This window comes from Prolixibacter denitrificans (assembly GCF_003014495.1).
Classification (GTDB): domain Bacteria; phylum Bacteroidota; class Bacteroidia; order Bacteroidales; family Prolixibacteraceae; genus Prolixibacter; species Prolixibacter denitrificans.
In genome coordinates, this window is sequence record NZ_PYGC01000001.1 from 244,712 (window position 1) to 270,459 (window position 25,748).

Here is a 25,748-nt window from a genome sequence, read left to right on the forward strand (position 1 = left end):
GGATAAGATAATTATTCTGATTTTTTCCCGTTCTTATTTTCGGCCAGTGCCTGTTTTTCTGCTTTGCGTTTATCGACCCACTCGCGAAATACCTGGAAGGGAGTTTTTCCTTTTTTCCCGTTGCCATTTTTCCAAGCCGGATCGTAAAGCATTCCGGTACACAAGCACTTGCTTCGACTGGTTCGCTGCAGAATATCATAATTCACACAGCTCTGACAACCTTTCCAGAATTGCTCGTCATCCGTCAATTCGGAAAAGGTGACTGGCTTGTACCCCAAATCGGAGTTAATTTTCATCACCGCCAGGCCGGTGGTCAGACCGAAAATTTTGGCTTCGGGGAATTTGCTGCGCGACAGTTCGAACGCGCGCTGCTTGATGCGGCGGGCCAAACCATGGCCACGATATTCACGGGGAACGATCAGTCCCGAGTTGGCAACAAACTTGTTGGTGCCAAATGTTTCGATGTAACAAAAGCCGGCAAACTTATCGCCGTCGATGGCAATAATGGCTTTGCCTTCTTTTATTTTCGATTCAATGTATTCATGTGTACGGCGTGCGATACCCGTACCGCGCTCCTTCGAAGCCAGGTCGATGGCATCGTTCACCTCGTCCACATACTTGATGTGTTCCTCTCCGGCCACTACGACCTTGATGGCATCTTTTTCGTTTTTGTTATTCTTCTTTAACGGAAACATGTTTTTCCTTATTAATCAATTTTACCTTCCAGTTTGGGCATGGTCATGATTAACGCGTTGATAACATCATTACGGCCAACTCCCTCTCTGACAATGAGCAGAATAGTATCGTCACCTGCCACTGTTCCTAATATTTCAAATAAATTTGCTTTGTCAATTACTGATGCAATGCTGCTGGCATACCCTGGAAGCGTTGTCACAACCCCCAGATTTCCCGAAAACTCTACTTTCAAAAAACCGTCGGCCAAAAAATTGGCATGCGAAATATCCGGAACCGACTCATCAGTATTCGCGAGATTTTCACGCAAACGGTATATATATCCATGTTGTGAATCGCTGATTTTCATCACCTGAAGCGATTTCAAATCCCGCGAAAGCGTCGCCTGTGTCACCTCGTATCCCTCTTTATTCAACAGATTCAGCAGCTCGTCCTGGCTGCGGATCCGGTCTTCGGAGATGATTTTTTTGATGGCCAACAAGCGTTGTGTCCGGTTCTTCATTATGAATATTTATTTATTCTTGTTGCAATTTTATGCATTAAAATCGAATAATTATGCATTTAAATGTAAATTTATTCATAATTTTGACCCATTCTCAAAAGCGAGGTGAATAATTATTAATTATTTTACATTGAAATTTTGGACATCAAGCAGGAAATAACCTATTTTTGTGCCGTGCAACATGTCTTTAGAATATTAGACAGACACGCTGAGAAATGCGTTTTTGCTGCCGAGTACAAGGCAGTGGGAACGCATTTTTTTTGTCCACACGTTTCGAAAAATCATATAAAATCAGCAATAAAATCAACCGGAAATGCAAAACGTGCAGAAAGCAAAATTGATTCTTGAGGACGGGACCGTATTCGAAGGGAAATCTTTCGGATACGAGAAGTCGATAGCCGGAGAAGTGGTGTTTTACACGGCAATGACGGGTTACCCCGAAAGCCTCACCGATCCTTCCTACACCGGGCAAATCCTGGTATCGACTTACCCGATGATTGGAAACTACGGCGTTCCCAACGACGTGGAAGAAGATGGTATTTTCAGGTACTTTGAGTCGGACAAAATTCATGTGAGCGCGCTCATTATATCTGATTATTCATTCGAGTACAGTCACTGGAACGCGATGAAAAGTCTGGGAGACTGGCTGAAGGAAAATGAAGTTCCCGGTCTGTTTGATATCGACACCCGCGCCCTGACCAAAATCCTCAGGGAAAAAGGTTCGATGCTGGGAAAAATCGTTTTCGAAGGAAACGAGATCGATTTTTATGACCCGAATGAAGAAAACCTCGTTTCCCGGGTAAGCGTCGACGATATTCAGACATACGGAAACGGCGACCACAAAGTAGTGTTGGTCGACTGCGGTGTGAAAAACAACATTATCCGGTGTTTATTGCGACGAAACACGACCGTCATCCGCGTGCCGTGGGATTACGATTTCAATACAATTGAGTGTGACGGAATTTTCCTTTCCAACGGACCGGGTGACCCGGCGATGGTGCAGGAAACCGTTGAAAATGTCGGCAAAGCGTTGGACGATGTGAAGCCCATCATGGGTATCTGCCTGGGAAACCAGCTGCTGGGACGTGCCGCCGGAGGTGATACTTACAAACTGAAATATGGTCACCGGAGCCATAATCAGCCGGTGCTGATGACCGGCACGGACAAATGCTACATTACTTCACAAAACCACGGTTACGCCATCGACGACAAAACCCTGCCGGAAGATTGGGAACCGTTGTTCGTGAATGTGAACGACCAGACCAACGAAGGCATTCGGCACAAAACCAAGCCCTTCTTCTCTACGCAGTTCCACCCCGAGGCCTCTTCGGGTCCGGTGGATACGGAATTCCTCTTCGATGATTTCATCACCAACATCAAGAAGTACAAAAAGCAATGAACCGGCCGAATGAAACAGGCAACACAACTTGTTCATTCATCATGCAAAACGATTGAAAACCATGCTCAATAAAGATATCAAGAAAGTGATTGTCCTCGGTTCGGGGGCACTGAAAATCGGAGAAGCCGGCGAATTTGACTATTCCGGTTCGCAGGCACTCAAAGCGCTGAAAGAGGAAGGCGTCGAGACCGTTCTGATTAACCCGAATATTGCCACCATCCAAACATCGGAAAACATTGCCGATAAGGTGTATTTCCTTCCGGTGACGGCAAAATTTGTGGAAGAAGTGATTAAGAAGGAGAAACCGGACGGTATTTTGCTAGCCTTTGGTGGACAGACTGCCCTCAACTGCGGGGTTGATTTGTACCGTGGCGGTATTCTCGAAAAATATAATGTACAGGTAGTAGGTACTCCGGTACAGTCCATCATCAACACCGAAGACCGGGAGATTTTTGCCGGCATTCTGGGTGAAATCAACGTGAGGACGCCGCGAAGCATCGCCTGTTCTTCCATCGAGGAAGCGAGGGCAGCAGCCGAAAAACTGGGCTTCCCGCTCATCATTCGTGCCGCCTATACCTTAGGAGGTATGGGTTCCGGCTTCAGCTCCAACATGGACGAGCTGAATAAACTGGCCGATAACGCCTTCTCCTACTCGCCTCAGATTCTGGTGGAAGAGTCGCTGAAAGGCTGGAAAGAGGTAGAGTACGAAGTAGTGCGCGACCGTTTCGACAACTGTATCACGGTGTGTAACATGGAAAACTTCGACCCGCTGGGTATTCACACCGGTGAGTCGATTGTGGTGGCACCGTCGCAGACCCTTTCCAATGCCGAATATCACAAACTGCGGGAACTCTCCATCAAAATCATCCGCAAAATCGGTGTGGTGGGAGAATGTAATGTACAGTTCGCCCTCGACCCAAACTCCGAAGATTACCGCGTAATTGAAGTGAACGCCCGTCTGTCACGTTCCTCGGCGCTGGCATCCAAGGCTACCGGTTATCCGCTGGCTTTTGTGGCAGCCAAACTGGGACTGGGCTACGGTTTGCACCAACTAAAAAATGCGGTGACCAAAGTAACCACTGCTGCTTTCGAGCCGGCACTCGACTACGTGGTCGTGAAGATTCCGCGCTGGGACTTGACCAAATTCACCGGCGTATCAAAAAACCTCGGCTCCAGCATGAAATCGGTGGGCGAGATTATGGCCATCGGTCGTTCGTTCGAAGAAGCCATACAGAAAGGTATTAGGATGGTTGGACTGGGCATGCACGGATTTGTGGCCAACAGCGGGCAAGCAAAAATCGACGATGTGGAAGAAGAGCTTCAGCAGCCAACCGACCGTCGTATTTTCGCTATCGCGGAAGCTTTCCATCACGGGCATTCGGTAGACAAAGTGTGGGAAATGACCCGCATCGACAAGTGGTTCCTGCAAAAGCTGAACAATATTTACATCCTGCGCAACGAGCTGGAGAAATTCAACAAGCTGGAAGATATTCCGTACGAGATGCTCCTGCTCGCGAAAAAGCAAGGTTATTCCGATTTCCAGATTGCGCGTCTGGTTCTCAAGAGCGCCGATGAAAAAATCAATGGCGACTTGATAAAGGTGCGCGAATACCGGAAAAAACTCGGCATCGTGCCATACGTGAAGCAAATCGATACGCTGGCCGGCGAGTACCCGGCACAGACCAATTACCTCTACATGACCTACAACGGTTCGGAGCATGATATCGACTTCCAGCACGACGACCAGTCGGTGATTGTGCTGGGCTCGGGGGCTTACCGGATTGGTTCGTCGGTTGAATTTGACTGGTGTTCGGTGAATGCTGTCAACACCATCCGGCAGGAGAAGTATCGCGCCATCATGATCAACTACAATCCGGAAACGGTTTCGACCGATTATGATACCTGTGACCGGCTCTATTTCGACGAGCTCACCTTCGAGCGCGTGATGGACATCGTGGATTTGGAACAGCCAAAAGGAACGATTCTTTCGACTGGCGGTCAGATTCCGAACAACCTCGCCATGCGCCTGCATCGTCAACATGTCCCGATTTTGGGAACCTCGGCAGAGAAGATTGACAACGCTGAAGACCGGAATAAATTCTCGGCCATGCTCGACCGTCTGGGAGTCGACCAGCCGCGCTGGAGCCAGCTGACGACCATTGAGGACATATACAAATTTGTGGATGAAGTCGGTTTCCCGGTTTTGATTCGTCCTTCGTATGTTCTGTCGGGAGCAGCCATGAATGTGGTTTCGAACCGCGACCAGTTGCAACATTTCCTCGAACTGGCCGCTCACGTTTCCAAAGAGCATCCGGTGGTGGTTTCCGAATTCATCGAAAATGCCAAGGAGATTGAGATTGACGCGGTAGCCAAGAATGGCGAAGTGGTGGCTTACGCGATTTCGGAACACGTAGAGTTTGCCGGTGTGCACTCCGGCGATGCGACCATCGTTTTCCCGCCGCAAAAGTTGTATGTGGAGACCATCCGCCGCATCAAGAAGATTTCGCGGCAGGTTGCCCAGGCACTGGAAATTACCGGTCCCTTTAACATGCAGTTCCTGGCCAAGGACAACGACATCAAGGTTATCGAGTGTAACCTGAGGGCTTCCCGCTCCTTCCCGTTTGTTTCCAAAGTATTGAAGACAAACCTGATTGAAATCGCCACGAAGGCGATGCTGGATGTTCCCTTCGAGAAGCCGGACAAATCGGCGTTTGAGCTCGATTACGTGGGTGTGAAAGCACCACAGTTCTCTTTCCACCGTTTGCTGAATGCCGACCCGGTTCTGGGTGTCGACATGGCTTCGACTGGTGAGGTGGCCTGTATTGGTGAAAACTTCTACGAAGCGCTGCTGAAGTCGATGCTCTCGGTGGGTTACCGCATTCCGAAGAAGAGCATCCTGATTTCGTCGGGACCAACCCGCGGAAAAGTGGAAATGCTGAACAGCGCCCGCATGCTGAAGGAACGCGGCTTCACGATTTACGCGACCGGCGGAACGCACAAGTTCTTCCTCGACAACGGCATCCAAACGGAACTGGCCTACTGGCCCGATGAGGAAGACCAGAGCCCGAACACCCTGGAACTGATTCGCGATAAGAAAGTGGAAATGGTTATCAACATTCCGAAAAACCACACCAAACGCGAGCTGTCGAACGGCTACCAGATCCGGAGAAACGCAGTCGATTTCAATATTCCGCTCCTGACCAACGCGCGCGTAGCCAGTGCTTACATCTACGCCATCACCAAAATGAGTGAGGAGGATATTATCATTAAATCGTGGAACGAGTACAAGTAAAGCACAACTCCATAGAATAAACAAAGGCTGTCTCAAACGTGCGTCGCACAATTGGGGCAGCCTTGTTGGCTATAAAGTAGCAATGATAATAATCTCCTTTACCTCTTCTTCGTCAGTAAATCAAACAATTCAGCATTAATGTAGTAGTTTCCCGTTCCAAGTTTGACCTTTTGTAACATGTTGTCGTCCGCCAGCTTATTCAAATAATTGGCTGCAGTCAACCTAGTTACACCTAAATCTTTAACGACAAATTCAATTTTTGTATATGGATGTTTAAACAGATTATTCAATAAATCCTGACTGTAAAACTTATAATTATCCCTTAGACGATGCTTATAATCAAGCATCAATTCTTTGATTTTAATAATCAGTTCAATTGTTTCCTTTGCGGTTACTTCTACTCCTTTTATCATAAACAGGAGCCATTCCTCCCACAGACTTTCATCCCGCACTTTTTGCAAAAATCTGTAATACTCTTGTTTATTCTTAATAATATAACTGCTCAAATATAAAATTGGGAGGTTCTGCAATCTCTCCATTATCAGATAAAGGATGTTAATTATTCTCCCGGTTCTCCCATTTCCATCATAAAAAGGATGGATACTTTCAAACTGGAAATGAATGACAGCCATTTTTATCAATGGGTCACAATCCTGCATCTCGGAGTCATTGACATATTGCTCAAGATTTGTCATTAAACTCAATATTTCCTCATAATTTTGAGGAGGAGTATAAACCGTTTCTCCTGTTACAGTATTTTTTAGTGCCGTTCCCGGTAATTTCCTAAATCCAGCCTTATTATCTTCAAGCACCTCTTGAATCTCAAGAATCATTTTATTTGTCAGTAAACCACTCTTTGAAATCAACTCAAATCCCTTTTTCAATGCTAAAATGTAATTTTGAACTTCTTTAGCTTCAAGCGAGGTAAAGGAATTCAAATTCAATTCTGACTTATATAGATCATCATGCGTTGTAATAATATTCTCAATTGCAGAACTATCCTTGGCTTCCTGAAGTCCGAGCGTGTTAATCAGAATATTTTGATTGGGAATGGAAGAAGCAACACCTTTTAACTCAGCTAAAGCAGCATGAGCTGAAGGCAAAGCCTTTAATACCTTCTTCGTCTCCAAATCTATATTTAATGGAAGTTTTGACAATCTCATAACTGTTATTATGTATAGATTTTCCAATTACCTATACAAATATACTTTCTTTTGTAAAGAAAATCCCAAAATCTATACATTTAAATCATCCAATGTATATAAAACATCATTCTTCATACATACTCCTTTTCTTGTTGATATTCATTATCAAATCGTGGAACGAATACAAGTAAAGCACAACTCCAATAAATGAAACAAAGGCTGTCTCAAACGTGCGTCGCACAATTGGGGCAGCCTTGTTGTTTATTTATAATTCATTCAAGGGGCGCTAGCCCTTTAATCTTCGTAGCATCGTTGGTTCAGTGATAATATAGGGGCGGAGCCCTGACATCTTTCCATTCTCATGCCAATTACATTAGCAATTTTTATCATAACCCAAATTTCATCCTTTGGAGGTTTGTGAAAAGCCCGGGCGGCGGCAAGTGAGCCTTTTTTCGTTTGTGAATGGCTTTGGCGGCAATGATTGGAGCTTTTCATGGATGCGAATGGCTCGGGCGCGGAAAAGTGAAGTAATTTTCGTTTGTGAAAAGCTTCGGCGGCGATGAGTGAGCGTTTTCACGTTAGTGAATGACCTGGGCGGCGAAAAGTGGAGGCTTGCACATTTGTTAACGGCTTCGCTGGCAAAAAATGGAGCTTTAAACGTTTGTTCACGCCTTCCCTGAGAAAAAGTGGACGCATGCACATTTGTTAATGGTTTCCCTGACGAAAAAGTGGAGCTTTTAGCATTTGTTAACGGCTTCGCCGGGGAAAAGTCGGGCTTTGCGCATTTGTTAACAACGCCACCGGATAATTTACTCGTGGAATTCGTCCTTCACCGTTTCACGGAGGTCGTACAGCAGCCACTGCTTTTTCATCACAGCAGTGCGGTCGGCCTGCAGCAGTTTCAGGAAGTCCTTCACCCCCACAGGTTCGTTGCCGTTGCCGTGAATGAGCACAATGCTTCCGGCCGTGGCGGGTTGTCCCTTGGCCAGCCAGGCATCACTGCCAATGGGAATCAGGCCATAGCCGAGTACATTGTCCACCAACCGGTGCTCCGACACCAATCCGGGAAACCGGAAAAACACGGAAAAGAGCAATCCTTTTTGCAACATCGCAATCTCGGTTTGCAGCACTTCGAAATTGAGATTGGTGTTGGGCTCCAACAGAAAGTTCCGGTTGAGCGGCGCGTGCGGATTGTAGTGATGGTTGTAGGTGTGGTTAACCCACGTGACGGCAATCTTGCCCTCGGTATTCATCTCTTTCAACCAGGCGATATCTGCCGGGTGTGTCAGCATGAAGCGGCCGGTAACCGACAAGGCCACCGGAACCGGTTTCTCGGTTTTGGCGAATTCCGAAATCAGTGAGGTAAAAATACCCCTGTCGAGCGGGCGGTGCGACGGACACAAATCGACGGTTAGCGTGATTCCCTTTTCTTTCGGGAAACCGTGAACAATACCGGCATCCTGCAAAGCAAAGGAGCGTTTTTCGGCGGTTTGAATGGCTCTGATGTAAGGCGTGTTTTTATAATCGGCCCGTATCTGCGGCCAGGTGAGCGGCCTGGCAACGATATGCCGGGCCGGAATAATCATGGTCTGGAGGCTGTTCGGGTCGACCCCGATGTAAAACAGCTCTCCCGACTCATCGTATCTCCGAATGATCAGCACCAGTTTTTGCAGGTAATCGCCTGTGCCAAACCAAACCCGGTAGTTACTGATTTTGGTCTGAACTGCTGCGCTAGCGTTGCCATACACGAACAGCATCATCACCATCACTCCTGCGAAAAGGAAGAACCTGGATTTTTTGTAAAAGCCTTGCACCATATGTTGTCCTGAAAGACCGGTCTGTTTCCTGGTTGATTTATCTCCCGGGCGCAATAAGGTTCGCTGCCGGTGGCTAAATATAGTTAATTAGCCGATCGGAAATTCTTCGACAACTTTTTTTAACAGGCCTTGCAGCGCATACAACTTTCACCCTGACGAATCGCCTTCCCTACTTTATATTTCCCGGCAGGAGAACATCAATCGATGCGGTTGCGTTTTAGTGGTCGCTCAGGTAGAAAGGCGGGCCATTGGATTTAAATATGTAAAACAATCGATAATATGTCCGGCCCAATTATTGAACATCCGGGTTAATTTTCCTAAAATTGCAGGCAAAACTAACCTGTCGGACAAACAAATGACTGTGACGGGAATAAGTACTGAACCGAAAAAACATGTATCTATGAAGATCTGGTATTCCTTATTCGCTATATTGATTCTCTTTTCGGCCTGTAGCCATAAAAAATCAAACAAGCTGAAGCACATCCCGTCGTTGCAAACCATTGACAAGCCTTACGGTCAGTTGACGAAACTGGAAGCAGACACAACGAAAGTAAGAGACTGGCCATTCCTGATTTACACCCCCTCGGAAGAGCGCATTAAGCACGAAACACCTGTTATTTTGTTTGTCCCGAACAACACAGGAAAAGCCACCGACAATTTCGATTGGGAAGCCAAGCAGGCCATCAAGGATGCCCGGGCTATGGCTTCGGAGCTGACCGAACAACTGCCGGTGATTTATGTAACGTCAATTTTTCCGCGCCCGCTGCAATACGAGCAGTGGAGAATCTATACGCACGCACTCGATCGCGACGTGATGACTACCTCGCACAAAGCACTGGCACGATTGGATTTGCAGGCTATCGAAGCCTTCAACGAAATTAAAGAGATACTGAAAGAACGCTGGGGCATCGAAACCGACCCGAAGATTGCCGTTATGGGTTTCTCAGCTGCCGGTATGTTTGCCAACCGCTTCACGGCTCTGCACCCCGAAATGGTAAAAGCATCCGTGGTGGGCTCGCCCGGAGGCTGGCCCATTGCCCCGCAAGGAGAATGGGAAGGACGAACCTTGCGCTACCCGGTTGGTACCGGCGATTTCAAGGAGTTGATTGGTAAGCCGTTTAATTTGCAGGCGTTCCGGAGAATCCCCATGTTCTTTTTCATTGGCAGTGATGACACGAACGACTCGGTGCCGTACGACGATGGTTACGACAAGGCCGACCAGGAACTGATTTATAACCTTTTCGGGAAAGATATGCAGCAACGCTGGACCGAAGCAGAAAAGCTTTACAAAGCAGACAGCATCAATGCCACTTATGAAACCTACGACGGTGTGGCTCATAAGGTAACCGACCAAATGAAAGAAGATGCCATTTTATTCCTAAAGAAAAATCTTCAGTAGATTGTTATATTTGAAAAACCTGACTTTTCCGGCTACAACCTAACATCGGAGCGGTTTCTGAAAACGCCGCTCCCATATAGTTTTTTGATAAAAAGTACAGGTTATGGCATTCAACAGACGTAATTTCCTCAAAACCTCAGCCCTGATAATCGGGCTACTGACCATCGTTCCATCGATGCAGTCGTGCAGTTCAGGCCGCCGGCCCGAGCATGTTTCATTTGCCGTATGCTCGGATGTCAATGCCGATGTCATTCCGGATGCAGCCAGACGGCTGAAAGATTTCGTTAAAGCTGCAGAGAAGAATAACGTCGACTTCATTATCTCACTGGGTGCCTTTTGCCCGCCCAAGCCGGAATACAAAGAATTTATCAACATCTGGAATAGTTTTGACGGCGATACGTACCAGGTCCTCGGGGAACATGACCTGGACGAAGCGTCCAAGAATGATTTCCTCCGCTTCACCGATATGCCATCAAACTATTACGCGTTCAAGAAAGGGAATGTCCATTTCATCGTGCTCGATACCAACTACCTTTTTTTCCGGAACGAATACATCGATTATGACCACGGCAACTTTTACGACGAGGTGAAAAAAGGCGTAAATTACGTTTCCCCGAAAGAACTGGATTGGCTGAAGAAAGAGCTGAAACGATCGAATTTAACCACCATCATTTTCTCCCACCAAAGCCTGGAAAATCCCAAAGGTTGCGCCAATGGTGCCGATGTGCGAAAGATTCTGGAAGAAGCCAACAAAGAGGCCGGATACAAAAAGGTGGTAGCTTGTTTCAGCGGACACGACGGTACGGATGTTGAAAAAACCATCAATGGCATTCATTACATTCGCATCAACAGCTTGTCGTACCGTTGGGTGGGCGAAGATTACCAGAGCGATAAGCACTACCCTGCCGCTATCGATCATAATTTCCCGCTGGCGAAGTTTACGCTTCCTTATAAAGAACCGTTGTATGGTATCGTGAAAATTACGCCTGGAAAACTGACGTTAACCGGCAAGCAGACGAGCTTCATTCCGCCCGAACCTGCCAACCTGGGTGTTCCATACAACCTCAACGGCTCGCCCGTAACTCCGGAGATTTCGAATCGCCAGTTTACGTGGGGAAAACAGGAAAAATAACTTCACGTTGTACAGAATTCGGAAAATAATTTCGTTTTTTCAGTAAAATTCCACGTAAGATCTGTAACTATTCCCAAGGTGAATGAACCAATGTAAATGAAGTTGCATTCACTAAACTTATTGAACGTGGAGTTTTTTAATTACGCTTTCCAGGGAAAAACCAAATTCCGCTACTGGCTGCTCATGTTTTTGCTGCTGTTTATCTTCGCGGAGGTGTTGGGTTCTCTCCCGTTTATCGCGGTCATGGCCATCCAGGCAACGCGCGGTTTCGATTTACACTACTCTGCCAGTAACCCGATGGACCTGACCGGTATGGGAATTCCCGCAAGCGTTGGAATCATGCTGGCCATGATGCCGTTTGTACTGGGCTTTGTCGCTTTCGTGATTTTCATGAAACCCGTTCATCAACGGCCTTTCAAAACGCTGCTAACGGGTGCGCGCCGCTTTCGCTGGAAACGTTTTTTCTGGGCCGTATCCGTTTGGCTCGTTTTGCTGGCCGCTTATTCGCTGGTAGCCCACCTAACGGGACTTGAAACCTTTCACTGGAGTTTTAATTCCAAAGGCTTTATCGGACTTGTGCTGGTAGCCATCTTCATCATCCCGTTGCAAACCGGTTTCGAGGAAGTGCTTTTCCGCGGCTACCTGATGCAGGGATTTGCGCGGCTGACTCTCACCCGCTGGGTTCCGCTAATTGTGACGACTCTGATTTTCGGAAGTCTGCACTTCGCCAATCCAGAAGTACAGGAATACGGTGCGTGGATGGTGATGCCGCAATACTTGTGGTTCGGATTATTCTTCGGCATTTGTACCATTATGGACGACGGTCTCGAACTAGCCTGGGGCGCCCACGCCATCAATAATATTTTCGGCACGCTGTTCGTCACACAGGAGGCGAGCGCCATTCCTACCAAGGCCTTTTTCACGATAACGAAATACAATCCATCGTTCGATATTCTGGCGCTTGTGGCCATTTCGCTGGTTTTCATCTGGCTCGCCGCAATGCGGTTCCGATGGGGAAATTTTTCACTTCTCTTTAAAAGAATTCATTTACCTTTAACTGAATATAATCAAAACGAAATCATAGCCGAACCTGAAATTCAGCCGGCCAAATCAATTGACAATTCATCTTATTAACCTTAAAACCATGGAATTATTTTCAGCGCAAAATGTTGTAAAAAACTACAACAAGTTCCGGGCTCTGTCGGAGGTGAGCATTTCGGTAGCCGAAGGAAGCATCTTCGGGTTGCTGGGCCCCAACGGAGCCGGAAAAACAACACTGATACGCATCATCAACCAGATTACTGCACCCGATAGCGGCAAGCTGGAATTCAAAGGACGCCCGCTCAAGGCGGATGACGTTTTCCGGATTGGTTACCTGCCGGAAGAACGCGGTCTGTATAAAAAAATGAAAGTGGGTGAACAGGCACTCTACCTGGCCCAGCTGAAAGGAATGAGCCGCCGCGATGCCATGAAGCAACTGAAATACTGGTTCGAGAAATTCGAAATTACTCCTTGGTGGGATAAGAAAGTAATGGAGCTCTCCAAAGGAATGCAGCAGAAGGTACAGTTTATTTGCACCGTTCTGCATCAGCCCGAGCTTCTCATCTTCGATGAACCGTTCAGCGGCTTCGACCCCATCAACGCCGATTTGCTAAAGAATGAAATCCTGCAACTCCGCGACAAGGGAGCCACAATCATCTTCTCCACACATAACATGGCTTCGGTTGAAGAGCTGTGCGATCACATTGCCTTGATCGATAAATCGAAAAAGATACTGGACGGACCGACCCAGGAAATACGCCAGCAATACAAGTCAAACATCTTCGAAGTGGAATACCGGGGCGATTACGACAAACTGACAAGGAATTTGGGCAACGATTACCAGATTCTTTCCAACGAACCGTCGGAAACAGCCCAAAAATTAGCGGTACAGTTCGTCAATGGCAGTACACCCAATGAATTGCTCCGCGGCTTACTCGAACATGTGGAAATTCTTTCGTTCAACGAGATTATTCCCAGCATGAACGATGTCTTCATTAAAGTCGTCACCGAGAATAAGCAGAACTGATTCAGGTGTCTGTAAAACGTTCCACAAATTCCAATCACAGAAAAACATTGACTATGAAAAAAGTTGGTATCATCATAAAAAGAGAATACAACACGCGGGTAAAAAAGAAATCATTCATTATTCTAACCCTGCTGATGCCTGTCCTTTTTGCCGCCGTTACCATTTTGCCAACCTACCTGGCCACCATGAACGATACGGAAGAGCGCACGGTAGCTGTTTACGACGGTTCCGGCATTTTCCTCGGAAGGCTCGAAAGTACCGAATACACCAAGTTCCATTTCATTCCGAAAGAAGATTACGACAAACTGCGCGACAATCTGAAAGGCTCGAAGTATTATGCTTTGTTGTCCATTCCGCCGAATGTCGTTACCACGAATAACGTCGAACTCTTTTCAGAGAAGAACGTTCCCTTCGATTTGAAGAACAAGATTGATAACAACCTCTCCAGTATTCTGGAAAACGATAAACGATCGGCTTTACTGAAAGAAGCTGCCGTGCCCGATTTGGAACAGAAGCTGGAAGCTGCTCGGACCAATATCCATGTGAATACCATCCGCGTAGGCGACAAAGGCGAAGAGCATAAAAGCTCTACGGAAATCGCCATGGTCCTCGGCTACATCTTTGGCTTCATGATTTACATTTTTATTTTCATATATGGCACCATGGTCATGCGTGGCGTGATGGAAGAGAAGCAAAACCGAATCGTCGAAGTGATTGTCTCCAGCGTGAAACCCTTCGAGCTAATGATGGGAAAAATCGTTGGTATCGCTTTGGTCGGACTCACACAGTTTGCCATTTGGGTGACGTTATTTATTGGAATTTTCCAGGTAGCTAAAGGCTTCATTCCCGACATGTCGCCTGAGCAGGCACAAAACCTCATGGCACAAAGTCAGATGAGCGGACAAATGGAAAGTGTTGCCCAAAGCAGTCAGGTACAGGAAATCTTTTCCATGATGAGTAGCATTAACTTCCCGTTGATAATTGGTTGTTTCTTCTTCTTCTTCATCGGCGGTTATCTGCTTTACAGTTCGCTGTTTGGTGCTGTTGGTTCCGCCATCGATGCTGAAGAAGATGCACAACAGTTTACGTTGCCGGTCACCATTCCGCTTATCATCGCCATCATTGTCATGATGAACGCTATTACCAACCCGGAAGGACCGATTGCGTTCTGGTTTAGCCTGATACCGTTTACTTCTCCGGTTGTGATGATGGTGCGAATACCGTTTGGTGTCCCTGTTTGGGAACTCATCCTTTCGATGGTTTTACTGGTCGCCACATTTATTGGAACCGTTTGGGTAGCTGGTAAAATTTACCGCACCGGAATCCTGATGTACGGTAAGAAACCAACCTGGAAAGAGCTGGGCAAATGGCTCACCTACCGGAGTTAAACCGGAGTGGTGAATTTTCATAATGATTAATATAAAATTGACTTGATTCATTCGGACAATTTTATCCGAAATATCGTATATTTGTCATAGCATGAATATCCTAAGAAGCCATATGTGCAATTGTTGTACCTGTTATACCGCTATCAGGAAGGATATTCTATGCGCAAGCTGATTCTGATTTTTTAGTTCCATAGAAAAACCTTCCCGAACCGGGGAGGTTTTTTTTTGTTCAATTATACTGTTACATCATAACCAATTATCAGACGAATTATGAAAGTTAAAACTATTCTGGAAACCATTGGTAATACGCCGCATGTACGTATTAACCACCTTTATCCCGACGATTACGAGGTATATGCCAAAGTGGAAAAAACCAACCCGGGAGGCAGTATCAAAGATCGTATTGCACTGCAAATGATTAATGATGCGGAAGAAAGAGGCGCGCTGAATCCCGATAGTATTATCATCGAGCCAACCTCCGGGAACACTGGCATTGGACTGGCATTGGTAGCCGCGGTAAAAAAGTACAAACTCATCCTGGTGATGCCCGAATCGATGTCCATCGAACGCCGTCGCATTTTGAAAGCGTACGGTGCCCAACTCGAACTGACGCCCAAAGAACAGGGAATGAAAGGTGCCATCAACCGTGCGAAGGAGCTGGCCGAACAAAACCCCGGTTCGTTCATCCCCTCCCAGTTCGATAATCCGGCCAACATCCAGGCACATGCTGAATTTACGGCAAAAGAAATTTTAGCTGATTTCCCGGAAGGAATTGATTACCTGATTACCGGCGTAGGAACGGGCGGACACATTTCCGGTGTTTCGATGGAGTTGAAAAAACGCTTCCCCGATATGAAAACATTTGCCGTTGAACCGGAAACTTCACCCGTGATTGGTGGCGGAGCCCCGGGACCTCACCCGATTCAGGGAATTGGTGCCGGTTTTATCCCGGAGAACCTGAAAACGGAAACGCTGGACGGAACCATCCAGGTATCGAAAGATGAAGCGTTTGAATTTGCTCAGAAAGCAGCCGCAGAAGAAGGCTTGCTGGTCGGAATTTCATCTGGTGCATCACTGGCCGCGGTGAACAAGAAAATCAAAGAGCTTCCGAAAGGCAGCCGTATTCTGACTTTCTCCTACGATACCGGAGAACGTTACCTGTCTGTTGACGGACTATTTTAATACACGATATTTTACATCGAAAAGGAGGATGGCAACACGCTGTCCTCTTTTTATTTGCTCTTCACTCCCACTCGAATTGCACTTCGCTTTCACCAATCCCCCAATAACAACATTGCGATTTTTCAGTTATCTTTCCCTCCCGTAACCGGATGAACCGGCAGATAAATAGATTTTCTGTAATTAACAGCCAAGCAAAAGATAACCGCAATGAGCCGCAAAGCCATAATCGATTTAGGCACCAATACCTGCAACCTTTTAATAGCAGAGTCACTCGCCAATGGTGAATTTGTCACGTTGTACGAAGGCAAGGAAGCTGTTAAGCTCGGCTTGGGTGGTATCCACAAACAGCTGCTACTGGCCGACGCCATTGAACGGGGATTGAACGCGCTGCACAAACATGCCCGTACCATAGACGAACACCAGGTGGAAGAGGTACGAATATTTGCCACATCGGCATTACGCGGAGCGGAAAATCGGGATATTTTTCTGGATGCAGTGCGCACTAAGCTGGGCTGGGAAATCGAAATCATTGACGGTGCCCGCGAGGCGGAGCTCATTTTCAAAGGCGTCAACCTTTCGCTTCCGGTAAATGGTCAAACCGTTCTGATTCTCGACATCGGTGGCGGAAGCAACGAGTTTATCCTTTCGCAGGGCGACAACATCCTCTGGAAACAAAGTTTCAATATCGGGATGGCCAGAGTACTCGAAATCTTTCGCCCTTCCGACCCGCTACACCCGGATGAAATTCTCAAAATGGAACAGTGGTTCGAAAAAGAGCTTGAGATGCTTTGGCAGGTTTGCGAGAATCACCGCCCCGGAATCCTGGTAGGCTGTTCGGGTGCATTCGATACATTTACCGATTTGTACGAAGAAGTAGAGCCTGAAAGCAACTACCGAACCGCTTCACTTTTACCGGTGGGCGCCTTTCAAAAAATTCACGATACCCTCAAAGGTTCTACCTTGCTGGAACGCCAGAAAATGAAAGGGATGGACCCAATGCGGGTTGAAATGATTGTGGTTGCCTCTGTATTCGTTAACTTTGTGCTGCGCAAACTGGAGATCGGGCAGATGTACCAGTCGCATTTCGCGCTGAAGGAAGGCGCGATGCATGAAATTATGTCCAACAAATCTGAATCCTAAAAATATTATGTCTAAAATCCTGGTCATCGACGACGAACGAAGCATCCGCAATACCATGAAAGATATCCTCGGCTTCGAAGGATACACTGTTGATTTAGCTGAAAATGGCCCGGAAGGTCTCGAACTGGTAAAAGCCAACGAGTACGATACCATTTTCTGCGACATTAAAATGCCCGAAATGGACGGCATTGAAGTGCTGCAACGCATCATGGAGATGCGGTCGGATGCTACGGTAGTCATGATTTCAGGACATGGCAACATCGACACAGCTGTCGATTCCATCAAAAAAGGAGCTTACGATTTCATTGAAAAGCCGCTCGACCTCAACCGGCTGTTGATTACCATCCGCAACGCCAGCGACAAGACCAACCTCGTTCAGGAAACCAAAGTCCTGAAACAGAAAGTCGATAAACAGTACGAGATTGTTGGGGAATCGGAGGCTATCTCACGGGTTATCGACATGACCGACCGGGTAGCTCCTACTGAAGCCCGTGTATTGATTACCGGAAGCAACGGAACCGGGAAGGAATTGGTTGCCCGTCGTTTGCACGAGAATTCTGCTCGTGTACAGGGCCCCTTTGTGGAAGTGAACTGCGCCGCTATTCCATCAGAACTGATTGAGAGTGAATTGTTCGGACATGAAAAAGGAGCCTTTACTTCGGCCAACAAACAGCGGAAAGGAAAATTTGAACAAGCTAACGGCGGAACACTGTTTCTTGACGAGATTGGCGACATGAGTCTTTCAGCGCAAGCGAAAGTTTTAAGGGCGTTGCAGGAAAATATTATTTCCCGCGTAGGCGGCGACAAACAGATTAAGGTGGACGTCCGCGTGGTGGCTGCGACGAACAAAAATCTGCAGGAAGAAATCGAGAAAGGCAACTTCCGTGAAGACTTGTACCACCGCATCAGCGTTATTCTCATCCATGTTCCTGCACTTGAAGAGCGGAAAGAGGACATACCGTTACTGGCTGAACATTTCAACAAGCAGATTTGCAACGAGTACGGTCAACAGCCAAAAGAAATCACCGAAGATGCTATTCTGGAACTGAAAAACAAGAAGTGGACAGGCAACATACGGGAATTTCGAAATGTCATCGAACGGTTGATCATTCTTTGCGATAAGGTTATTACCGACGAAGACGTTCGCATGTACGGAGGGAATTGATTTTTTCGTTAAATTCAATTGATGATTAGTTCATCACTAACCAATTAATCAATTGACTTATGAAACGAATGCTTTTCGCCATCGTTGTCCTATTGGCCGGAATCCCTAACCTATTCAGTCAGGATATTCAGCTTCCTGAGCCCAACAAAACCGGCGGCATGCCTTTAATGGAAGCGCTCGCCAACCGACACTCTACCCGCGAATTCACCAATGACACCATCCAGCCACAGACGATGTCAGACCTGCTGTGGGCTGCTTGGGGGATCAACCGCAGAAACGGTAAACGAACCGCTCCTTCAGCCATGAATCGACAGGAAATTGACATTTACGTGGCAACACCCGAAGCACTTTACTTGTACAATGCAAAGACCAATCACTTGAAGAGAGTGCTGAGCGGAGACATCAGAGCATTGTGTGGTTTGCAGCCCTACGTCGCAACAGCTCCGCTGAATCTCATTTACGTTGCCGACCTCGACAGGCTGCAACTGATCGAAAATTTCGATGACGCACCTTCGGACACGTATGCCAATAGCGGATTCATCGCTCAGAATGTTTATCTCTTCTGTGCCTCGAAAGGCCTGGGATGTGTGGTCCGCAGCTCCATCGACAAAGAATCGCTGGGAAAGAAGATGAAACTGAGGCCGCATCAAAAAATACTGTTGGGCCAGACCATCGGGTATCCGGGCGCTGAAGAAGAGTAGCTTTATCTCTCTTTAGAATTTCATCAGTTTATCCAGTGAAAGTCGGGCCAGCAAGCTTTCGGTTGGCTCCGGGACCAGTATGTTCAATGATTTGTTTTCGACCGAAAGGTGAAGAGGTTCATTATTAACGAAAGGTTCGCCATCCACCTGGTAGCCCAATGTTTCACCTTCAATCTGAATATCTTTCCCCTGGAAATATTCGCAGTATTTCGAACCATCGAGCTGACGGTTAAACAAGCGCAGAGCTAAATCGGGTGCCATGCCTACAGGGAAAGGTTTGAGTATACAGATATCAAGCAAACCGTCGTCGACTTTGGCACGTGGTGCAATAAACGCGTTGTTCCCAAACTGCGAAGTGTTGGCCACCGTTACTACGAAAGCTTTCCGGCGGAATGTCTTCCCATCGATGGTAATCCGGTACCAATGCGGCTGGTACGTCACAAAGTCCCGCAGGACATGCGCTACGTATGAAAGCGGCCCGCGTAACTTGCTTTTTGCAAAACGACCGGCAATGTGGGCATCAAACCCGACGCCGCAGACATTCACGAATCGTCGGCCGTTAACCGTTCCGGTATCGATGACCTTCGGCTGACTGGTCACCATCTCTTTTAGTGCCCGGGCAGGCCACATCGAAAGCCCCAACTCACGGCCAAGTGCATTGCCCGACCCGGCTGGTATCAAACTGAAAAACTTCTCACTTCCCGCTACCGCCGAGATAACCTCGTTGACTGTTCCGTCTCCTCCAACCGCTACAAAAACATCAAACCTGTCCCAATTTTCCCTGACCAGGTGCGACGCATTTCCTTTTCCGGTTGTAAAACAGGTCTCAACAGCAACAGCTATTTCACCAAATACGCGTGCTATCATTTCCGGGAAATGTTTCTTCCCGCTAATACCAGCCACAGGATTGATAATAAACAGGTAACGATATTTCGAATTCCCGGTCATACGCTTCTTTTCAGGGACAAAAGTAACCTTTTCGTTTTTCCGGCAGACCGCGCGCCTTTCATTTCTTTCCGATTTATTTTGTGTCGTTGGGCAATTCGTATTGCTTTTCAGCCGCCAAATCTTATTTTTATCTAGCTAATTTAACCAGATTATATGTCTAACGGTCTCGTCAATCCCAAAGCCAGTTTCGGAACTATGCCGGTATTCCTGACGGCATTATCCACCATTCTCGGAGCCATTCTGTTCCTTCGTTTTGGATGGGCTGTCGGTCAGGTCGGCTTTTATGGTGTCATCGGCATCATCATCATTGGTCATTTGGTAACCATTCCTACAGCTATGGCTGTCGCTGAAATCGCCACAAACCAGCGGGTGCAGGGAGGAGGAGCCTACTTCATCATCTCCCGGTCATTCGGACTGAACATTGGTGCTGCTGTTGGATTGGCGCTTTATCTTTCACAGGCCATCAGTGTGGCATTTTATGTGATTGCATTTGGCGAGGCTTTTGAGCCGGTTTTCGACTGGATTAGGGTAAACTACGGCATTGTCCTCGCCGACCGACGAATCATCACCGTACCGTTAATGCTTATCCTTTCGGTATTGATGCTGGTCCGGGGTGCTAACATGGGAGTTAAAGCACTCTACTGGGTAGTGGCCATTTTGGTTACATCGCTTGGCTTTTTCTTCTTCGGCGATTCCCCCATCAAACCGGAAGTGATTAACCTAAGCAGCCGCATTCCCAATGGCAACAGCTTCTTCTATGTGTTTACCATTATATTCCCGGCTTTCACTGGACTAGCTGCAGGTCTGGGTCTTTCGGGCGACCTGAAGCATCCTGAGACATCTATACCCCGTGGTACGATCTGGGCCACTCTGGCAGGATTGATTGTCTATTTCCTGGCGGCCTACAAATTTGCGGTTTCTGCCTCTCCTGAAGATTTGGTTGGTGACCAGTTGATTATGCAACGCATTGCTGCCTGGGGGCCCATTATCCCGATAGGACTGGCTGCAGCTTCGCTATCATCAGCGCTTGGCTCTATTATGATTGCTCCGCGAACACTACAGGCCATTGGTGCCGACGATATTTTTCCGCAATTTAAACTCAACCAGTGGCTGGCAAGAGGTAAAAAAGCCGACAATGAACCCATCAATGCATCGACCATCACGATTATCATAGCCTTTGTCTTTGTTTTCGTCGGCGATGTCAACTTCGTGGCGCAAATCATCTCCATGTTTTTCATGATTACTTATGGAGCTATCTGCTTGATTTCACTGCTCGAACATTTTGCCGCCGATCCGGCTTATCGTCCGACATTCCGGTCCCACTGGAGCATTTCATTGATTGGTACGTTGGCCTCCTTCTGGGTGATGTTTAAGATGAATATGCCCTATGCCGCATTTTCACTGCTGATAATGACATTGCTTTATGTGTTCATTACGAAAAGCAAGCATGAGAGACGCGGGTTTAACAAGCTATTCCGAGGCGTAATTTTCCAATTGAGCCGCGAACTACAGATATTTGCCCAACGGGCAGACCGTGAAGACCGCGAATTGAGTTGGCGTCCATTTGCCATCTGCATTTCATGTGACACCTTTAGAAGGAAATCGGCATTCGATTTTATGCGTTGGATTTCACACCGCTATGGTTTCGGAACATACATCCATTTCATCAAAGGCATGTTGAACCGTTCAACAACCGCTGAATCGAAGATAGCTCTCGAGCGCTTACTTAAACTGGCAGCCAGCTTCCCCAACCGGGTTTACCTCGACACTATTATATCGCCGTCTTACACCTCGGCTATCGCACAGGTTGTGCAGCTTTCCGGAATTTCCGGACGGGGAAATAATTTGATTCTTTTCGAATTCTCCCGAACGGATCCGCATTCCATTACCGACGCCATCCAGAATTATCCTATGCTTGAGTCGGCCGGGTTTGACATTTGTATCCTGAATACCGGCTACCGTGGATTCGGTTACAAAAAAGAAATTCATATCTGGATTAAACCGGAAGACTACAAGAATGCGAATCTTATGATTCTTCTGGGATACATCACGTTGGGACATCCTGAATGGAAACGCGGTTTCATTAAAATATTCGCCATCGTTCCACACGCTGAGATGCAGGAGGAACGAAACCGACTAATTCGTCTGATCAAACAAGGACGAATTCCCATCAGCCAGTCGAACGTTGAGATGATACCGCTGGAAGAGGGTGAAGACCGGAAAGAGATCATTTCCCGTTTCTCTGTCGACGCTGACCTGACCATTATCGGTTTTAAAACTGAAAAACTGAAAAATGGTATCGAATTGTTTGACGGGTACGGCGATTTGGGCAATATTTTGTTCGTATCATCTAACCAACACAAAAGCATTGAATAGAAAAGCAGGAGAAATTGCTTGCTCCTGCTCAAATATTCTCTCAATATCTACCATTATCTCCACGGAACCATCACCCGGTCCAGACTTTTCCGTCCCTGAATATAGGAAAGGAAAATTCCGTAGTTGGTGAATGGAATACCGATGGCTTCCAAATCACGGATGCGTGCCTGCATTTTTTGGCCACTAATCATGCAGCCTCCACAATGAATAACCAGACTGTATTTCTCCAACTCTTTGTTTTCCTGAAACTCTCGTCCGAAGTTATGCTCCACTTCCACCCCTGGGAAATGCTGCTGAATGTATCTTGGAATTTGCACAATCCCAATGTCCTCTTTAATCCGGGAGTGATTACAGGCCTCGGCGATCAATATCCGGTCGCCGGCCTTGATGTGCTCCAGCGCATTGATTCCTTCGTGAAATCCATTTAGTTTGCCCCGACTAACATAATTAATCATCATGATGGAGAAAGTCGTCAGCAGCATGTCATCCGGCGCCCAATCCTTCATGATGTCCATTGCCTGCGAATCGGTGACAATGGCTTTTGGACGACGTTGCAAACTGCCCAAAAAATCATCCCAGCGTTTTCGTTCGGAAGGATCTCCGCTACGCGCTTTCCCTAAATCCATCCTATAGGAAACCGGAAAGGCCCAGTGCCTTGTGATGTATTCTTCCGCCATCGCCTGCGGACGCAAATACCGTCCCGGCGGGGTTTCCTCGTCCATCGGAATATTCAGGATATAAAACTGGTCTTTTTCCACAAAAGGAAGAAGCTCCAGTTGCTGATTCTTCGACTCGAAATTACCGAGGATAAACTCCAGCAACGGTTGCCGGAATGCCGGGTTGTTGGCTGTTATTCTTAGTTTATGATGAAACTGAATGTAGGGCAATTCCCTCTCCACGTTGGCAATTTTCTCTTCATCGACCGCCTGAAACAGGTTGTAAATGACCAACAGCTGTTTGTCCAACTGGCGTGCTTCTTCCAACACCAGCGCCTCTGTTTCGAACTCATCGGTAGATGGATCGATGATCAAGAGAACCAGATCGCATTCCTTTAGCGTGGATAAAACTTTCTTCTTCTTCTTTTCGCCGAGTCCGGTTCCTTCATCCAAACCGGCTGTATCGAAGAGCTTCACCGGCCCCATTCCGTGAATTTCCTGTAACGTTATTTTGGTATCGGCTGTAGTTCCCGGTGTTGAATCGACAATCGAGGTTTCCTGCTGTGTCAACAGGTTCATCAAGGTACTTTTCCCCGAATTCATCTTACCGAAAATGCCAATGTGATCGCGTTCGACAAGCATGGTTATTGATTTCTATTTGGTTACGATTATTTTCTCTTCCCGCCAATTTAGGAAACTTTTTTCTTGTGATTCAGGAAAACGGGCCGGAAAACTGAAATAAGCCACCTTTCCAATAAAATGGAGGCTTTCCCGAAATTCTTTTTAGTTTTGTAATACTCAAACAGCAATCAATGGAAAGAATCGCAATTTTCCCGGGCTCTTTCGACCCTTTCACCATTGGGCACGAATCCATCGTCAGACGTGCCATTCCACTTTTCGATCAAATCATTATCATGATTGGTTATAACTCGAATAAAAAGCCGTTTTATCCGCTGGCCAAGCGCAAAGAGTGGATCAAGAAGGTTTTTGAAAATGAGCCGAAAGTCAGTGTTGGAAAATTTGAAGGCCTGACTGTTGATTACTGCCGGAAAGTTCATGCCCAGTACATTCTGCGCGGATTGCGTACCGCTGCTGACTTCGAGTACGAACGTGCCATCGCACAGGTCAACAAGAAGATGCATCCGGAAATTGAAACCGTTTTCCTCTTAACCACTCCGGAGCATACACCAATCACTTCGACCATTGTGCGCGATATTCTCCGCCATGGTGGAGACGCCAGCATGTTCCTTCCCAAACAATTGGATATTCAGGAATTTTATACCGAACAGGAAGAATCGTGAGTTGATGATTAAAAGATTGTTTTTTATCGTTCTGGCCGGACTTAGTCTGGCCTTGCAAGCCAATGCATCGGAAGTAAATATCAACGGAGTTGCCCCGGATTATGCCGGGAAGAAGGTTACGTTTTACTATCACCCCGATCCGGTTTTGTACCAGGATGTTCCACTGGCTTCTACAACAATCAAAGAAGACGGGAGCTTTTCACTTTCCTTCTCTCTTTCCCGGACGAAACAGGTTTATTGCAATCTCGATAAATACCAGGGAGTTTTAGTCGTAGAACCCGGCCAGGAGTATCAAGTCATCCTTCCGAAATATGTTCCTCTGACTGATTCGCAAAAGAAAAGCCCGTATTTCAAACCCATTCCTTATTGGTTGGGCCTGAAAAACCGTCCGAAAACCGATATCAATTTCAGGATACGGGAGTTTGTCGAAGAGCTCACCCACGAAATCAACCAAAATGTAAACGACATTTATCACGATGGCTCGCAACGGGTTGCCGGCGAAATCATCACTAAACTCGAAAAGGCTTTTCCGGATACGAAATCTTCTTATTTCAATGTAACGAAAGAGTACTACTACGCCGGACTCGAATATGACGCCAGTCAACGAAACCCGGATGCCGTCGCCATGAAATATTTTGCTACCCGACCGGTGGAATTGGGAAATGCCAAATACCAGGAACTGTTCCGGACGATGTTTACCAATTTCCTGAAAAAGAAAGCGCAATCGGTCGATTTTGAAAAGGTAACACCATTGGTAGACAGCGGCAACTGGAAAGGTCTGCTGGATTTCTTCACAGGAAAAGGATACGATACATCGTTTGCTGAACTGGCTATTCTGAAAGGTCTGAACGATGGTTTTTATTCTTCCTTCTTCGAAAAGGAAGGTGTTCTACGCACATTGAAACACGCTGAAACAGAAGCGACGAATGCCGAATACCGGAACCTGGCCAAAGACATCACGAAACATCTCACGGAAACGATGACCGGAAGTGAAGCTCCTTCGTTTAGCCTGAAAAACAATACAGGCAAGGAAACCGCGTTGAGTTCTTTTCACGGTAGGTATGTGTACCTGAACTTCTTCAGCACCGATAACAATGAAAGCCTGCAGGATTTGAAATTGCTGAAAAATGTTCAGCAGCGTTTTCATCAGGTCCTCACGGTAGTTTCGGTTTCCATGGGCGACAATTTCGACACCGCCAAACAGTTGTGGGAAAAGAATGGTTACACCTGGCCCCTCCTGGATGCTTCGGGTAACCAAAAACTGGCCGATGCTTACCGAGTGAAAGATTTTCCAACCTATTATTTGATAGGTCCTGACGAAAAATTGCTGCTATCGCCGGCGCCGGCTGTTTCCAGGGGATTTCAGGCTGCCTTTGTCCGGGTTTTCCGGAGCACCGAGAATCAGCGAAAAAGAGCTGCTTCTTCCCCTTCCAACAAGTAGTGT

20 protein-coding genes are annotated in these 25,748 nt (G+C 46.9%); 14 read left to right on the forward strand and 6 right to left on the reverse strand.

What is annotated here, in order from left to right:
* Positions 1 to 11: 11 nt before the first annotated feature.
* Together CLV93_RS01140 and argR are read right to left on the reverse strand one after the other, a co-directional pair.
* Entirely contained in the window at positions 12 to 695 is a 684-nt protein-coding gene (locus tag CLV93_RS01140; protein ID WP_106540333.1) for a GNAT family N-acetyltransferase, read from the reverse strand.
* An 11-nt stretch (positions 696 to 706) separates the two neighbouring features.
* Positions 707 to 1,195, reverse strand: coding sequence for an arginine repressor (gene argR / locus CLV93_RS01145; protein ID WP_106540334.1), 489 nt, complete (start codon positions 1,193 to 1,195; stop codon positions 707 to 709).
* 313 nt (positions 1,196 to 1,508) lie between these two features.
* Between argR and carA the strand changes: the two genes are divergently transcribed.
* Positions 1,509 to 2,594, forward strand: coding sequence for a glutamine-hydrolyzing carbamoyl-phosphate synthase small subunit (carA, locus tag CLV93_RS01150; RefSeq protein ID WP_106540335.1), 1,086 nt, complete (start codon positions 1,509 to 1,511; stop codon positions 2,592 to 2,594).
* Positions 2,595 to 2,655: 61 nt separating this feature from the next.
* On the forward strand, positions 2,656 to 5,886 hold the full coding sequence (gene carB, locus CLV93_RS01155; RefSeq protein WP_106540336.1) for a carbamoyl-phosphate synthase (glutamine-hydrolyzing) large subunit: 3,231 nt from the start codon (positions 2,656 to 2,658) through the stop codon (positions 5,884 to 5,886).
* A 98-nt stretch (positions 5,887 to 5,984) separates the two neighbouring features.
* Here the strand turns inward: carB and CLV93_RS01160 are convergent, their stop codons facing one another.
* The gene (locus CLV93_RS01160; protein ID WP_211297714.1) at positions 5,985 to 7,016 is read right to left on the reverse strand and encodes a Fic family protein; all 1,032 of its coding nucleotides are present in this window, start codon (positions 7,014 to 7,016) and stop codon (positions 5,985 to 5,987) included.
* Positions 7,017 to 7,840: 824 nt separating this feature from the next.
* Positions 7,841 to 8,848, reverse strand: coding sequence for a polysaccharide deacetylase family protein (locus CLV93_RS01165; protein WP_106540338.1), 1,008 nt, complete (start codon positions 8,846 to 8,848; stop codon positions 7,841 to 7,843).
* 400 nt (positions 8,849 to 9,248) lie between these two features.
* On the opposite strand from CLV93_RS01165, the gene CLV93_RS01170 reads away from it, so the two are divergent.
* From CLV93_RS01170 to CLV93_RS01210, 9 genes are all read left to right on the forward strand, one after another.
* Positions 9,249 to 10,247 (forward strand): hypothetical protein, encoded by a 999-nt coding sequence (locus CLV93_RS01170; RefSeq protein WP_146141923.1) that lies wholly within the window; start codon positions 9,249 to 9,251, stop codon positions 10,245 to 10,247.
* A 103-nt stretch (positions 10,248 to 10,350) separates the two neighbouring features.
* Positions 10,351 to 11,379, forward strand: a complete 1,029-nt coding sequence (locus CLV93_RS01175; RefSeq protein WP_106540340.1) for a metallophosphoesterase family protein — start codon at positions 10,351 to 10,353, stop codon at positions 11,377 to 11,379.
* Between the two features lie 126 nt (positions 11,380 to 11,505).
* Positions 11,506 to 12,513, forward strand: a complete 1,008-nt coding sequence (locus CLV93_RS01180) for a CPBP family intramembrane glutamic endopeptidase (protein ID WP_170108834.1) — start codon at positions 11,506 to 11,508, stop codon at positions 12,511 to 12,513.
* Between the two features lie 10 nt (positions 12,514 to 12,523).
* Positions 12,524 to 13,447, forward strand: a complete 924-nt coding sequence (locus tag CLV93_RS01185; RefSeq protein ID WP_106540342.1) for an ABC transporter ATP-binding protein — start codon at positions 12,524 to 12,526, stop codon at positions 13,445 to 13,447.
* A 53-nt stretch (positions 13,448 to 13,500) separates the two neighbouring features.
* A complete protein-coding gene (locus CLV93_RS01190) occupies positions 13,501 to 14,835 on the forward strand; it encodes an ABC transporter permease (protein WP_106540343.1) in 1,335 nt (444 codons plus the stop codon).
* 270 nt (positions 14,836 to 15,105) lie between these two features.
* Complete coding sequence (gene cysK, locus CLV93_RS01195; RefSeq protein WP_106540344.1) at positions 15,106 to 16,017, forward strand: cysteine synthase A; 912 nt, start codon at positions 15,106 to 15,108, stop codon at positions 16,015 to 16,017.
* 207 nt (positions 16,018 to 16,224) lie between these two features.
* Positions 16,225 to 17,157 carry a Ppx/GppA phosphatase family protein gene (locus CLV93_RS01200; protein ID WP_106540345.1) on the forward strand — a complete coding sequence of 311 codons (933 nt, stop codon included), beginning with the start codon at positions 16,225 to 16,227 and terminating at the stop codon, positions 17,155 to 17,157.
* Positions 17,158 to 17,164: 7 nt separating this feature from the next.
* On the forward strand, positions 17,165 to 18,322 hold the full coding sequence (locus CLV93_RS01205) for a sigma-54-dependent transcriptional regulator (protein ID WP_106540346.1): 1,158 nt from the start codon (positions 17,165 to 17,167) through the stop codon (positions 18,320 to 18,322).
* Positions 18,323 to 18,381: 59 nt separating this feature from the next.
* On the forward strand, positions 18,382 to 19,023 hold the full coding sequence (locus tag CLV93_RS01210) for a nitroreductase family protein (protein WP_106540347.1): 642 nt from the start codon (positions 18,382 to 18,384) through the stop codon (positions 19,021 to 19,023).
* A 12-nt stretch (positions 19,024 to 19,035) separates the two neighbouring features.
* On the opposite strand, the gene CLV93_RS01215 is transcribed toward CLV93_RS01210, so the two are convergent.
* On the reverse strand, positions 19,036 to 19,971 hold the full coding sequence (locus CLV93_RS01215) for a diacylglycerol/lipid kinase family protein (RefSeq protein ID WP_106540348.1): 936 nt from the start codon (positions 19,969 to 19,971) through the stop codon (positions 19,036 to 19,038).
* A 153-nt stretch (positions 19,972 to 20,124) separates the two neighbouring features.
* On the opposite strand from CLV93_RS01215, the gene CLV93_RS01220 reads away from it, so the two are divergent.
* Positions 20,125 to 22,347 carry an APC family permease gene (locus tag CLV93_RS01220; protein WP_106540349.1) on the forward strand — a complete coding sequence of 741 codons (2,223 nt, stop codon included), beginning with the start codon at positions 20,125 to 20,127 and terminating at the stop codon, positions 22,345 to 22,347.
* 53 nt (positions 22,348 to 22,400) lie between these two features.
* Here the strand turns inward: CLV93_RS01220 and CLV93_RS01225 are convergent, their stop codons facing one another.
* Positions 22,401 to 23,645, reverse strand: a complete 1,245-nt coding sequence (locus CLV93_RS01225) for a GTPase (RefSeq protein WP_106540350.1) — start codon at positions 23,643 to 23,645, stop codon at positions 22,401 to 22,403.
* A gap of 170 nt (positions 23,646 to 23,815) precedes the next feature.
* On the opposite strand from CLV93_RS01225, the gene coaD reads away from it, so the two are divergent.
* Complete coding sequence (gene coaD, locus CLV93_RS01230) at positions 23,816 to 24,304, forward strand: pantetheine-phosphate adenylyltransferase (RefSeq protein ID WP_106540351.1); 489 nt, start codon at positions 23,816 to 23,818, stop codon at positions 24,302 to 24,304.
* Between the two features lie 4 nt (positions 24,305 to 24,308).
* The gene (locus CLV93_RS01235) at positions 24,309 to 25,745 is read left to right on the forward strand and encodes a TlpA family protein disulfide reductase (protein WP_170108835.1); all 1,437 of its coding nucleotides are present in this window, start codon (positions 24,309 to 24,311) and stop codon (positions 25,743 to 25,745) included.
* The last annotated feature ends 3 nt before the right edge of the window (positions 25,746 to 25,748 follow it).